10 protein-coding genes and 1 riboswitch are annotated in these 13,623 nt (G+C 62.1%); of the genes, 4 read left to right on the top strand and 6 right to left on the bottom strand.

What is annotated here, in order from left to right:
* The first annotated feature begins 30 nt into the window (after nt 1-30).
* Nucleotides 31-94, top strand: a riboswitch (guanidine-III (ykkC-III) riboswitch).
* 11 nt (nt 95-105) lie between these two features.
* Complete coding sequence (locus CXY80_RS09235) at nt 106-501, top strand: multidrug efflux SMR transporter (RefSeq protein WP_104132329.1); 396 nt, start codon at nt 106-108, stop codon at nt 499-501.
* On the opposite strand, the gene CXY80_RS09230 is transcribed toward CXY80_RS09235, so the two are convergent.
* The 5 genes from CXY80_RS09230 to CXY80_RS09210 all read right to left on the bottom strand — a co-directional run bounded on the left by CXY80_RS09230 (nt 453) and on the right by CXY80_RS09210 (nt 5,003).
* Nucleotides 453-2,375, bottom strand: coding sequence for a Na+/H+ antiporter (locus CXY80_RS09230; RefSeq protein WP_104132328.1), 1,923 nt, complete (start codon nt 2,373-2,375; stop codon nt 453-455). The two genes, CXY80_RS09235 and CXY80_RS09230, sit on opposite strands and share 49 nt — an antisense overlap.
* 31 nt (nt 2,376-2,406) lie before the next feature.
* The gene (locus tag CXY80_RS20145; RefSeq protein WP_233195208.1) at nt 2,407-2,721 is read right to left on the bottom strand and encodes an aldo/keto reductase; all 315 of its coding nucleotides are present in this window, start codon (nt 2,719-2,721) and stop codon (nt 2,407-2,409) included.
* Between the two features lie 376 nt (nt 2,722-3,097).
* Nucleotides 3,098-3,769: a haloacid dehalogenase type II gene (locus CXY80_RS09220; RefSeq protein WP_092451764.1), complete on the bottom strand. Its 672-nt coding sequence runs from the start codon at nt 3,767-3,769 to the stop codon at nt 3,098-3,100.
* Nucleotides 3,766-4,272, bottom strand: a complete 507-nt coding sequence (locus CXY80_RS09215; RefSeq protein WP_134495407.1) for an HAD domain-containing protein — start codon at nt 4,270-4,272, stop codon at nt 3,766-3,768. The genes CXY80_RS09220 and CXY80_RS09215 overlap by 4 nt, the downstream gene beginning before the upstream one ends.
* 152 nt (nt 4,273-4,424) lie before the next feature.
* Nucleotides 4,425-5,003 (bottom strand): peroxiredoxin, encoded by a 579-nt coding sequence (locus tag CXY80_RS09210; protein ID WP_104132327.1) that lies wholly within the window; start codon nt 5,001-5,003, stop codon nt 4,425-4,427.
* 846 nt (nt 5,004-5,849) lie between these two features.
* On the opposite strand from CXY80_RS09210, the gene CXY80_RS09205 reads away from it, so the two are divergent.
* Nucleotides 5,850-9,137, top strand: a complete 3,288-nt coding sequence (locus CXY80_RS09205) for a hypothetical protein (RefSeq protein WP_104132326.1) — start codon at nt 5,850-5,852, stop codon at nt 9,135-9,137.
* Between the two features lie 24 nt (nt 9,138-9,161).
* On the opposite strand, the gene CXY80_RS09200 is transcribed toward CXY80_RS09205, so the two are convergent.
* Complete coding sequence (locus CXY80_RS09200; RefSeq protein WP_146070713.1) at nt 9,162-11,498, bottom strand: AAA family ATPase; 2,337 nt, start codon at nt 11,496-11,498, stop codon at nt 9,162-9,164.
* A gap of 392 nt (nt 11,499-11,890) precedes the next feature.
* Here CXY80_RS09200 and CXY80_RS09195 point away from each other — a divergent pair, with 392 nt between their 5' ends.
* Together CXY80_RS09195 and CXY80_RS09190 are read left to right on the top strand one after the other, a co-directional pair.
* On the top strand, nt 11,891-13,081 hold the full coding sequence (locus tag CXY80_RS09195; protein WP_146070712.1) for a hypothetical protein: 1,191 nt from the start codon (nt 11,891-11,893) through the stop codon (nt 13,079-13,081).
* Complete coding sequence (locus tag CXY80_RS09190) at nt 13,078-13,545, top strand: hypothetical protein (RefSeq protein ID WP_104132323.1); 468 nt, start codon at nt 13,078-13,080, stop codon at nt 13,543-13,545. The genes CXY80_RS09195 and CXY80_RS09190 overlap by 4 nt, the downstream gene beginning before the upstream one ends.
* Nucleotides 13,546-13,623: the final 78 nt, after the last annotated feature.

The following is a 13,623-nucleotide window of genomic DNA, read 5'->3' as shown; positions in this document are numbered from 1 at the left end:
CTTTGCCCAGTGGGTCTGCCTATGGTCGAGGGAGGTCGCGAAATGCGGCCCCGGACGACGGATCAGTACCCGGCACAAGACAAGACTGGCCGAGGAGTAGCAGTCATGTCGTGGATCGTACTCATTGCGTCCGGAGTGCTGGAAGCTGTCTGGGCGACGGCGCTCGGCAAGTCCGAGGGCTTCAGCAAGTTGTGGCCGACCATTATCTTCGGCGGTGCGCTTGCACTCAGCATGGGCGGTCTGGCCTGGGCGATGCGGGAGATTCCGATCGGAACGGCCTACGCCGTCTGGGTCGGCATCGGCGCGGCCCTCACCGTGGTCTGGGCCATGATCAGCGGCGATGCGAGCGTGTCGTGGCTGAAGATCGCGCTGCTGCTCGGCCTGATCGGCTGCATCGTCGGCCTCAAACTCGTCGACACCCCGCCCAAAGCTGCAGCTCTCGGGGACGGTTCTTACAACGAGTCGACGAGCACGCGCTCGCCGAGGAGTTCGTCAACGTAACACCAGCGCCATGATTCCCGCGGCTCGGCGCTGCACATGATGGCGTGGCCGGACTGTTGGAAATGCTTGGTCGCGTGCTGACCCGCGGATGAATCGCAGCACCCCACGTTTCCGCAGGCCAGGCACATTCGAAGGTGTACCGGGGTGGTGCCTTCGCGCACACAGTCCTTACACTCAGGGTCCTGCGGCACTGACTGCTCGCCCACGGTCCGTAGGTGCTCGCAGCCGCCCGCGCCCAGGCGCGCTTCGTCGTTGTCGCGCCGATTGGCGGGTCGGGCCGGGGTGCGGGCGTCGATGTCCGCACCCTCGGTGGAGGAATCCAACATGGACTCCTCCACGTCGAGCATCTCCAGCACTTCACTGATCACCTCGTGGGCGTAATCGCCGGTGCGACGCAGTTTGAGAACCCTGGCGCGCTCCGCATCGAGCATGGCCAGCCTCAGCTGCACGTAGCGCTTGCTGGGAGTGCGGTCTGCGAGCTCCGAACGCCCGAGGCGCTCCCATGCTGCCCTGTTGCGTTCCTGCGTGCGGCGTTCGAGCATGGCCAGCACCTCTGGAGAATCGCCGGGCCGGGTGTGCTGGCGCAGGTTTTCGATTCCCGCGGCGGTGGCCTGGTCCATCAGCGCGGCCTGGCTGAGCGCATCCGCATGGATATCTGGGCCGTGCACGCCGAGGGCCCGTACCAGCCACGGCAAGGTGAGGCCTTGCACAACCAGCGTTCCCGCCACGACTCCCAGGGCCGCGAGAACGAGGACGGGGCGGTGTGCGACGTCTTCTGGCAGGGCGAACACGGCAGCCAGGGTGACCACACCGCGCATACCCGCCCAAGACACGATGGTGGGCAACTGCCAGGGTGGTGCGGGGTCAGCCGTGCGAATTTTGGGTATCAGCCGAGGCAGATAAATGGCCGGGAACACCCACACCGGGCGCAACAGGAGAACCGCGACGAATACGACAATACAGGTGCCCCAGATGCGCGCGGCGCCAAGCGAATCGCCGGAGGTCGCCTCAATAATTGTGCGCACCTGTAACCCGATCAGCAGAAAGACGGAGTTCTCGAGCAAAAACTGGACGGTGGCCCAGTTGCTGCGCTGACTCAATCGGGAGGCGCCGCCGGGCATCGCTGGCGACTTGGTGCCGATCACGAGGCCGGCCACGACGACAGCCAACACGCCCGATGCGTTGATCTCCTCCGCCGGGATATAGGCCACGAACGGGGCTGCGAGAGACATGGACGTGTTTATGGCGACGTTACGCACCCGTTTTCGGATCTGCAACAGGAGCCACGCCGCGATTAGTCCGATCACGATACCTCCACCAGCGGCCAAAGCGATGTCAGACGCCACCTGCCAGACGGTGACGCTGCCGCCAATAGCAACGATCGCCGTGCGAAGGAGCACCAGTGCGGTCGCATCGTTGACCAGTGACTCGCCCTCCAAAAGACTCACTACCCGGCGCGGTAGCCCAACGCGACGGGCAATCGTGGTCGCCGCTACCGCGTCCGGCGGAGCCACCACCGCGCCTAGGGCGAACGCCGCAGCCAGCGGAATCTCCGGGATCAGCCACCAGACGATGAGGCCGATGGCTACGGTTCCGAAAATGACGTAGCCGACCGACAGTAGTGCGATAGAACGCAGGTTTGTGCGGAACTCGACCAGGGAGTTACGAATGGCGGCCGCGTAGAGCAATGGAGGCAGGATGCCCACCAATACCAGTTCCGGATCCAGCTTGATCGCTGGAATAAACGGCAGGTACGAGCCGATCACTCCAACGACCACCAGCAGCAGTGGAACGGACAGGTTCAGGCGCCTCGCGAGAGCACTGGCCGCGCAGACGACGGCGACGAGAGTGAGAAGACCGAGTGCGACATTCATTTTTTTACCGCCAAGAGTTGCAGGGGACTGACTACGGCAAGATATGTCCGGTGGCAGTGAAGAGTCGGTACCATTCTCCCCTGGTGAGGGTGATATGAGACCCCACGGCCGAAACGCCGGCGGTGATTAGCGGCGCATGCGTAATGCTCAATTGCACCTGATTGACGATGAGCGGTTGCGCCACCGAATGCTTCAGTAACTCGACCTGCCCGGGAGTGTGATTGGAGACGCCGAAATTGAGTACTTTCCCCGCATCGTGCAGAATCTTGAAGGCTTCGGCGACCTCATCTTGTTCCATGAGCGCGTCGGGACGGTGCAGCAGCAGGTCGAGGTAAACGGTCTTCAACGCCGCGAGTGATTCGTCGACGGACCGTAGGATGTGCCCCTTGGAGAAGTCCAGAAGCCCGATCGAAGGCCGACCTTGGACTGGATGGCGACGCTTGCCCGTCCTTCGGCGGAAAACGTGACGGCTTCGCCGAAACGCCGCTCGCATTCGTGGGGCTCGCCGCCATACACGTCGGCGTGATCGAAGAAATTTATGCCGGCGTCCGGGCGGCTCCAACCAAGGATCGAACCTCCTGGTCGGCGAGGGGAACAACTCGCATCAGCCCGAGAACGATGTCGGAGACCGGGAAGTGTGTATTCGGTGATGTCATCGTCCTCATGTGCCCATTTTGGACGCAGACGGACACAAACCGACGTTCAGCGGCCACATTCGTACCCTAGTTGAGTCGACGGGCGAGGTCGCTCAAAGCGGTGATCGTGTGCTCCGGTGCCGCAAAGTAGCTCGGGTAGGCCTCGCCCGTGCGGTTCAACCACGCGGTGCCCAGGCCTGCCCTGACCGCCCCATGGATGTCCCAGGGGTGCACGGCCACCAGCACCAAGTCGCCCGTTGTAACCCCGCACGCAGCCGCGGCATAGTCGTAGGCGGCCTGAACCGGCTTCCACGCTGGGGCGTCTTCTACCGTGAGTACGGCCTCGAAGTCGCTCCGCAGCCCGGCCCGGGTCAGCAGGGACTCGGCTACCTGATCCGATCCGTTGGACAATGTCACGAGGCGCATGCCCGCGCTTTTCAGGGCCCGGATTCCGTCAGCGATGTCCGGGTGCAGGCTCAACGATTGGAAGCCGTTCATGATGTGGGTCACGGCATCGTCGAGACTGCGGGTGAGCGCCACATCGCGGAGCAGTCCGCGCAGAATCTCCGAACCGATCGTCGCGAATTTTGCAGTACCACCCGCGGCGGCGAGGGCGAAGCCATCCCGCAGCAGCGCGGCGAACCAGATTCGGGCCAGTTCGGCCGGGGCGCCGATCTCCACGAATCGGGCGCTCAGCGGGGACATGTCGGAGAGAGTCTCGTTGACATCGAATACGATCACTGATGGTGTGCTGGTCATGACTCGCTCCGTGGGTTGGTGGGTGTGTCGGTCGGCACCAGGCGCGCGATGAAGCGCTGCACGTCGTCGATGTGCGCGGCGGTGAGTCCGATGTTCATGTCGGGCTGCACCAGAAGCGTGGGTCGCGCCTCGGCGGCCGCCCAGGCGACGGCATCCTGGCGCAGGATGTCATCGATCCAGATCACCGCGTCGGGCTGCGGCTCCTGCCGGGCCAGCCAGCGGGCGACCCAGTGCAGCTTCGCTGTCGGTGCGGGAGCTGACGGAGCGGCGTGCAGGTTGCGCGGAAAGGCGATGCCCTCGGTGTCTGCTGCCAGGCCGAGGTCCCGGGTCAGGTGAAACGTGTGCGTGGGTGACCACGTGGTCGCCCAGACGATGGATCCCAGCTCGGCGAGCCGCCGCACGAGCTCCTGGCGCGGCGCATCGAGCACAAGCCGCTGGCCGACGACCCGCGGGTTCAGTACCCCATCGACGTCGAGCAGGATAAGAACGGTGCGCGTGGTCATCATTCGAGCCTAGGTGTTCCTTTCGGATGATGTCGGTGCTGCCACCTTCGGCACCTGATGCGCGCTGCCTCGTGAATGGATGGTCCGTCCCGCTCGATTCCGCGTACGGGCGCTTCCTGAAACGGTGACCGGCAGCGATTGTTCTCGGGACATCAGTCCGCGGGATTTGCTCGCAACCAGGCACGGACTTGTTCTGCATGAGCGTCCGCCGGGAAGACGGGATAAAACACGTGCCTGATGGTCTGCCCGTCGACGACGAGGGTCATCCGCTTGAGAAGTGTCAAGCCTGCGACCGTGAAGGTTGGGAGTTTGAGTGCCCCGGCCAATCGCCCATTCTCGTCGGAGAGGAGCGGGTAGGGCAGGTGCAACCGCTCGACGGCCTCGCGTTGGTAAGTGCTGCTCTGCACGGAGAGCCCGGTCACGCATCGCGCACCGGCCTCATAGAGCTGGGCCAGGTTGTCGCGAAAGCTGCAGGCTTCGGCGGTGCACCCCTTTGCTCCGGGAATGCCTGCCCATCCGATTGGCTCGGCCTGGCCCGGAACACCGGTTCGTGGATAGATAAACATGATCCAGCGCCCGGGCGAGACGTTTTTGATGCTCATCTCACCGCCCGATGTCGATGCAAGGGCGATGTCAGGCAGGTGCAATCCGATCAGGTGATCGGCGGCACCGTCGTCGGTGGGCGTCGGGAGGGCATCCGTCACATGGTTCACTTTTCGTGATGTGCTCACCGTCAAGGAGTCAGCCCGAGGAATTTCCCGAGTGGGCTGGAGCCGTCGACCGTGAGCTCAGGCCTGGGCCGGCACAGCGTTTCTGCAGTCAGAACCAGTTTCTGGCTCAGGGCCATCTCGCCGTCGCGAACCGTCGCCAAGGCCACCGGGCCGCAGGAACCCGACGACAACGATGCAAGTGAGCTGCAGCTCGCACCCGCCCTGTCGAGGACGCACTGTCGCGGACGCAATGTCGAGGGCGCGCTGCCCGAGACTCGGACCGGGCATAAAAAAGGCCACTCCCCGAGTCCCTCACGAGTGAGTTTCCTAGGGAGTGGCGGTGGTGGCCCCGACCGGCGTCGATCCGGTGACCTTTCGAGTAAGAGTATGGCTCTATCAGGGATTTCTGCGGGCTATCAGCTTCTTCGAGTTTCCCTGATCAGGCCTGCTATTCGCGTTCATCCGCTTTCTTCTTCTGCTATCAAATCTGCGGAATAGATGCGGGGTTCGCGGGCAGTCCAGGGTGCTCGCCCTCGCTCTGGCACCAAACTTCTTGTTGCCAAGAGTCGGAGCGGAAGTTCGCTGAGCGGCACCTGACGCTTGCAGTGCATACGGTTGCATTTATCTAGCATCGCGGTTGAGCTAGTCCTTGGACACGCGTTCCCGTCACTCCGTAGGGGGCCGCTGGGCGACCGCAATTTCCGCATCGACGGCGGCACCCGACGCGCATCGGAGCAGGTCACTCTTTAAGCTGCCAAGAGCACGTTAGCGTTGGCACATGTCTGTATCGAAGACGGCCCACGGCCTGCACCGACTGAAGCCTCGGCCCGGCATTCCCGAGCGGTCGACTTCGTCACGGGAAGACTCGTGAGCCTCACGAAGCACTTGGAAGATGCCGAGTCGCCGGTCCGCGCATACATCGACGGGATCTCGCCAGTCCTGTTAGCCCTGACGGGCAGAACTGACGGGGCGCGTGCAGCCGCCGACGCGCTGGGCTTTATCGAGCTTGCGGCGAGCACCGCGATCCTGCCGCCCTTCCCGGGAGTGGATGTCGCGCGGGCGGGAACGGCCGTCGACTTCCGTGTGCGCATCGCGCTCGGTGGATTCGATGCTCATGACTCGGCCGCAGCCCTTGGCGTCGCAGATCTGTCCCTGCACCAGGGTGAAGTCGAGAACGGCGCCCACCGGGTGAAGGTCCTCTCTGAGGCGTTCGACGTGGCCGTGCAGATCCTCGAGACCCCGTCCAGCGAAGCCGACCTCGACCGTGCGGCCCTCTTGCTCGCGCACTGCGAGCAGATGCACCGCGCCATGATCAAAGTGCTGAAAGGGTCTGTCGGAACGGCCTGCGATCTTGCCTCCGGGGGCAAGGACTTCGCGAACGGCCTCGACACGCCCTCTCTGGCAGACCTTCGCTCGATGATGGAGTCCAACAGCGCCCAGATCGATCTATGGCGGGAGCAGATAGCCAACGGTGACCGCTTCGAGCCGAACCCTGTATTCGCGGGCTCGCGGCTCGTTGGTGGCGCGGATGCCGACTGGCTCGTTGGGGACGTCCTCATCGACAGTAAGGCCTACGCGGAGCTGACCGTTCCGAAGCTGCGAGCCTGCCTAAGGCAGCTTCTCGGCTACGTCATGCTCGATCTCGACGACTCCCTGCGCATCCGGACTGTCGGCGTGTGGCTCCCGAGACAGGGCCTGACGAGGACGTGGGGGCTAGAGATGCTTCTCGGCGGCGACCCTGAGGAGCTGATGCCCACGCTGCGGGAGGGGTTTCTCAAAGCAGCTGGCGGTCAGCAAATGGGTATTCACGTCCCGGTCACTCAGCACCGCAAAAACCAGATGCTCGCCGACAACAAGAACACACCGCAGTACATGCTCGCCGAATTGGCCCGGAACAGTGACGCGGGCATCCGCTTCCGCATCGGGCGGAACGCGATGATCCCCGAGGCGACGATGCGCGAGCTGGCACGGGACAGATACGCCTCAGTCCGCGAGGGCGTAGCGGGGAATGAAAGCGCGCCGACGGAAGTGCTGGCCGCGCTGGCCCATGATAGGAGCGTCGTCGTCCGACGTGCGGCCACCGCCAACCCCCGGACCCCGAAAGCTCATCTCAAGGTGTTGGGGGCAGCACATGTCGTCGTAAGTTCCTCAGCGACGCGACTGTCCATCGAGTCGGTGACCGGCGGTGAGGTCGCCCAGTCCCGCGAATCGGGGCCTTCCGTCGTGCGGATCTTGCAGGACCGCGATGACGGGGCGCTCGACAGGCGATGGTTTTCGCAGTTCCTGGCTCTCACGAGGGGCACCTCATCGGGCTTTAGATCCCGCATTCCTCTCCCGATGGCCAGTGAATACTGGGCAACGGAAATGAGGCGGTCGACCGCTATTCCCAACTGGCTAATGGTGGGAATACCCGACATCGTGAAGGAGGACCTCATCCGTAGGGACCGCCCGGACTGGGTGAGACAGATGGTCGCTTTGGACCTGCCCGTCGTGGACTCCTCGGTGCTTGCCACACTCCTCGCTGATGCCGATCCCAAGATTCGCTGGTCGGCGCTTCAGCGCACTGTCGACGTTCCAGACGATCTTTTCGGCGCTTTGCTCGGTGAGCTTGCCGCTTCTCGGGAGGAGCGCATCCGGTTCCGGACGGAGGGAGACAACCAGCCGGCCTGGGTTCGCAGCCGCACCCCTGCCGAGTCCGAAAAGGAGACACTGGAGCTCGTCGCAACTCACCCCTCGACGCCTCTCGCTAATCTCCGCGACCTAGCGGGAACGAAATCAGTCGACGTCCTCGTGGCACTCATCGAGAACTCTGCTTTCCCCGCCGAGGATCTTGCGCTTCTTTTGCCACGACTGCGCTCAACCAGATCATTCGAGCCCCGCGAACGGCTCGCCGCCTCTAGCAAGGTCCCATCGGCTGCCGCGAGGATACTCGCGGGCGACCGAGATGCTCGAGTGCGCGTAGCGCTCGCGCGAAACGAAGCGGCACCCTTCGAGATGATAGTTAGCCTGGCCGAAGATCAGGACCCGTCGGTTCGCTTGGCGGTTGTAGCTAACCCGAGAGCGCCCGTGGCACTCGCGGCTTCCATTGCGGAGACCCTCCTCAAGATCAGCACGGGCGAGGAGTTGCTCCAAGTGCTTAAAACGGTGGCTACACGGCCAGACATTCAGCTGACGGATGAACTATTTGAGGACGCGCTCGAGAGAATCTCTAAGAGCCGCGTTCGTGACCCTGACATGCGCCGGACAGCAGCCGACAACGAACGCACAGGAGCTCGGACCTTGGCTCGGCTCGCCAAGAGTGCCGACGAGTCTGTGCGCTGCGCCGTCGCGGGAAATTCCCGCACGCCATCTGAGACGCTCTCAGCGCTGGCGGCCGATCCGGTTCATCGGGTGCGTGCAGCCGCGGCGGGCAACGAGAGCCTGGACGTTGCCCTCATAATTGCGCTCGCGAACGACGAGGAACCCATCGTGCGGGCACGAGCCGCGGGGTGCCCGCGGCTTGATGCTGCTGTGCTGGGCGACTTGCTCTTGGATGACGACAGGTCCGTGCGGACAGCCGCGTTCAATAACGCCGCGACAACCGCGGAGTGCCGCGATGCGGCCACGTCCGCTTGGGTACACGCGCACCCGGTGTCACCCACGAGCAGAGCAAAGCTCGAGGAGATGGTCGCGAATACGCGCGCGGAAGTGAGGATGCAAGTCGCATTAGACCCGAGCACGCCCCCGGATATTCTTCGCCTTCTCGGCGGCGAGCGAGGTAGCGCGTTGGTGAGGCGCGCCGTCGCTGCCAACCCGAATACGCCTGCGTCAACCCTCGCGCTTCTCGCCGACGATAAGGACACCGACGTGCGCCACGCGGTCGCGTTCAACGGTGCGACGCCACCCGAAGTTTTGGCTGCACTCGCGGGCAGCAGCATCGACCTCGCCCTCTTGGTCGCGATGAACCCCGACGCGCCAGCTGGAGTCATGGATGCCCTCGCCGAGGACGGCGACCCGCTCGTGGGATACATCGCGGCCGGAGCTAGGGCAACTCGTTCGGCTTTGGTTGGTGAAGCAGGCGGCGTGCGTGGGCGGGCATCGGACGCCGGAGTACCTTCGCTACCGCTTCTCCTGATCCCCGCACCTTTACGGGATCGAAATACCGTCGTCCAATGATTAGACCGAAGGCTTGGCGACGCCCTAGGGCTCGCCGTGAACGATTTTCAGGGCACGAATAGCGAACGCCCGCACTTCTTGCGAATCTGCGTCTTGCCCTGCGAAATCAGACTGGGTGTCATGGTGTGGTCCCGCGGCCCAGTCATTGATCTGACTCAGCTCAGCAGCTAGGGGCTTCGCATGTGCAAGAACGTCGCTGGAAGTTGCCGAGTTAATGTCAACGACGACAGCCCCGAGGGTCTTCTCCGGAACGCGTCCAGGAAAACGTCGGTGTAAATACCCCTCGACAAGAGGTCGGACGGCATTGGCCGCAACCGTGTGGCTGACCCACGCGCCACTTTCTCTTTCGCCAGCGATGAACGACCTGAGCAGCCGGTAATGGCGAAAGTACTTGCTCTCGCATTCCCGATCGAGGTCATGGCTCGTGAGGACCGCATCGCCGCTGCTCGGACGCATCAACTGCAGCTCTGCTGACGTGCGCAAAGCGTTGTAGTTGTCCTTCTCCTTCTTCTTGAAGGACTGGCGGACGTCTCGAAGATAAGTTGCGTCGTGGGCAAGAATGATTACTTGTGCGCCACGGAGAGATATCTCATTCAAAGTATTAGTGGTGTGTCTGCGCCTGTGTGCGTCAAGGCTCGTAACGGGGTCATCGACGACGATTACCTGCCCTCGCAGGTCGTTGTCTTGAAGGACGATCGCGCAGAAGAACGCGAAGGCAAGCGTGCGTTTGTCACCTTCACTCAGTGCGAGACGAAACGGCGGCAGGCCATTCGATACGTCGATCGATGTGCCTCGTAGTTTTAGGCCATAGTTCCCCCGACTCGTGCCACCGGCAAAGGTTGAGGTAACTTTCTCGATACTGAATTGCGCACCCATCTTGAGAAGATGATCGTTGATGTTCACTTCGAACTCAGAGAGAATCTGGTTCATGGCGGACTTGCTGGCGTCGCGCGCTTCTGTTGCCGCCCGTTCTTGCTGTCCCACTTCTTTTTTTGCCGCAGACCGCTCCGTGAGGAGCCGCACCACATCATTACTTCCTCGTAGGCTCGCTAGTCGTGCGGCGGCAAGCTCCTTTTCAAGCTGATGCACTCCGGCGGCCGAGAGCGAACTCTTGAATGTATTGATCTCTGTTTGAGCCTGACGAACAGCTGCGTTGACATCCTCAATGATGTTGGGCAGTGCGTGAGCAAAGGTGATGAGTGTATCGACGTGGCCGACCGCGTCGACGGGCTTTTCAAAGTTTTCAATTTTGCGAGCGATCAGCCCATCTACAAGCCTGCCAATGTCCGACAGTGTTTGTGTGATTGGGACAAGCTCAGGTAAGGGCGAAACGTTTAAGTGGCTTGCCCACGAGGCCGCCGCTGACCTCGCGCGTTCGTACTCCGTAGTTGTTTGTTTCACTAGCGCCTCTTGCGCCGAGCTGCCGAGCCGCGCGCGTAAGCGTTCAACACGGTCGCGCAAGGTCCCGTAAGCGCTGTCAAAGAACTCGGCATAGAGGTCGACCAGCTCTATACCCGTGGTACTTTGCCCACAGAATGGGCATTCTCCCACAGGGGCAATAGCGGCCCCGGTACGCAGCCACGATTCGGAATCTGCGACGGTCGTTCTCCCGTCGATATGTGCCACATGCTCAGCTACGCGGCGCTTGGCCTCGCCATGAAGCGCGGACAGCGGCGCGCTTAGAGCCTCAAAGAGGTCATTCAGATCAACGTCAATCTTGCTTAGTTCAACGGGCCTTGGCAGGGCGAAAATTTGAGAAATGTTTCTGCCCGCCGTCAGGGCAGCCTCAGCTTTCGCCAGCTGCTCCTGCGTCTCGCCCTCATCGAGGACTGGGAGGCGTTCAAAGGTGGAGAACGTCATGGAAGGGTCAATGGCGTGCGCCATGGCGACCACTTCGCTATCAAGCTTCTCGACTTTCTCTTTCGCCGACGCCACGAGAAGCTGTGCTGCCTCCAGTGCTTCTTGCTGCTCAACTGCGGTGTGCCCGATCACAACGTTAAGTAATCCCTGACGGTGCGAAGGGCTTACGTCCCCACCCTTGTGAACGTTTTGATCTATGAACTGGGTATCGAATACGTGAGCGCGAGGGGCCGAGCCCGTCCATTGGCCATGGCTAAGAACACGCTTTGTTCCGTCTGCAAGCATCAACCGGACGTGCGGATCGACTGTCGTTCCGAGCGATTGTCGTTCAGTTAGCGAGCGCCCATCGCCGCTCCCGGCTGCAGTCAGAACGGACGCCAGGGTCGACTTACCGCAGCCGTTGACCGCGTAGATGAGCGAGAGCCGCGCTAGCCGGTACGCCGATCCATCTAGGCCGTTGAGTGTGCCAACTCGGTCGATACGCTCAATGGTTTGGATCACGGTGCCCCCTATGTCGACGCATTCCCACGTCGTACGACAATCATTGTGCAGAAACACCTTCCCTATCGACCGTCTAATAGGAGATCATGCGACGGGTCTAGCCGATGGTGACGTTTTTCCACCGGCTAGCAGACCTCGTTCAGGTAATTGTCAAGTAAACACTCAGACGCCCTCCCGAAGCAGCCGAGGCGTCTCGCAACCCATAGGTCTCGAAACCGCCCATCGGATACAAGACGATCACCCTGGCCTAAGCCGGTGCCGGAGATCAGTTCGATGTCTAAGGAGGGATCGCAAATCGTCGCCACAAAGCGCTCGCGGTCACATTTTGATGCACTTTTGAACTGCTCAACTGGGTACACCCTGATGGACAGGCAGTGATACGGAGTCTCGCGTTGAGCAGCGGCACCGCTAGCATGTTTGATGTGGGGGATGAGCGAATACCAGGTGTCAAGCGCGTGCGCCTCACGGGTGCGCGCTTTGATGGAGGCCGCCTCCCGGTTGATTCGCTTGTAGAGCTCCAGAGATATCAGGATGTTGTCCGAATCGCGGCCGTGGCAGAGTGGCGGCGTGAGCATCCTGGCGAGGAACCGCCAAGTGACCTTCGCAACTCGATAAGCCTCACCATTGAGCGCATTGACGAGGGCAGCGCGGATATCTTTCTCGCTTTTGAGCAGCACGCAGAGTACGTGCAATACCAGGCGGGGGCTCAGGAAGCAGCGGACGCTATTATTGGCGCCGCGTATTCTGCTGCTCCGATTCCTGAACTGCCCGCGCTCTCGCTGGCGGAAGACCTTGAGTTTCGCGAAGCGGTCTCTCAAATAGGCTTCACGCTCCGGTCTGAACAGAGCATCGAGTTCTATCTAGATCCTTCCGACGCCCAGCCCGTGACGATTACCGTCGAGACGCGCAGGAATGCAGTGGAACAGCTGTCGCGCATCGAAGACTTCCTCGTGCCGCCCGACTCCTCGACTACGACGGAGGGGCTGCAATCAGCGGAGGAGAGTCTCGTCGGCCGGGTCACCATCCTGAACGCAGACGACCAGAGGTTCACGCTTGTACTTGCTGACAGGACGAAGGTTCACGGCTGGTATCGCCAGAACCCCGAACTCCTCGAAGACTTTCGTGCTGTGGTCAACTCAACCGAGGAGGGACCGCTCACCCGCATATCGGGAACTCTCCAGACCAAAGACGGGAAGCCGTTCCGGTTCAAAGACGTCGATTCGATCCAACGAATCCAGTTTGACGACACTGCGTGGGGTGCGAGGCTAACTGAGTTCGCATCTCTGCCGTCCGGATGGGAGGACGGTGAGGGGGACCAGATCTCTTCCGTGGCCCTTGAAGCCGCGCAGATGCTCCTCCGCGTTGTGGACAGGGCTCTGATCGAGCGGCCGGGCGTCTTTCCGAACCCCGAAGGTGGCGTGCTCATCGAGTGGGCGAGCCCCGAGAGGGTCCGGAGTGTTGAGATCACGGCCGACGGCACCTTTGAAATGTTCTCGCTCCAGCGCGCTCAACGTTCAAGCCAGAATTCGGAGACCGCCGACCTGACTAAGGCAATCGCTTTCATCGAAGCGGAGAAAGCATGACAGGCGCAGACGTTGAGCTGGTCGACGGCGAGCAGCTCATGATCAATGAAGGCGAATTTGCCTACAGGCAGGTGACCCAGCACATGGTCGACGGTGACCGGATCGCTACCACGGCGTTCGGCCCCAGCTCTGCTGACCAGGACATGCCGTCATACTCCCGCTCGGACGAGGTAAGCCCGCAGGAGTCCCGCGACTGGCACACTCAGAATGCAAAGAGCCCTTCGCTCGGCGTGTGGGGTCTCACTGTTGGCGAGGTGATCGAGTCAGGTCGTCATGTCGTCGACGACTCCCAGCGCCCGCTCGGAGACGCGCGGAAGAGGGCGCCAGGGCACTGTTTCGTCGACTTCCGCAGGCTGTCGAAGCCACAGAAGCGAGAACTGCGCGCACAGCTGTATTTCCATGCGACAGCCCGCGGTGAGCTGGCGACCATGGCGACGCCAGCCGACGGCGAGCTCTTCGTTTAGCCACCCTGCGTGGGCGCAAGGGTGGCGCCCCTCAAATCGGTTCCGTCGATGTCGAATTGGCAGCAAGGTTCTCGAGTC

This window comes from Cryobacterium sp. M91 (assembly GCF_002929615.1).
In the GTDB taxonomy this organism is placed as follows: Bacteria; Actinomycetota; Actinomycetes; order Actinomycetales; family Microbacteriaceae; genus Cryobacterium; species Cryobacterium levicorallinum.
The sequence above is the reverse complement of the archived record's forward strand: the minus strand, read 5'-3'. Positions and strand labels throughout refer to the sequence as shown.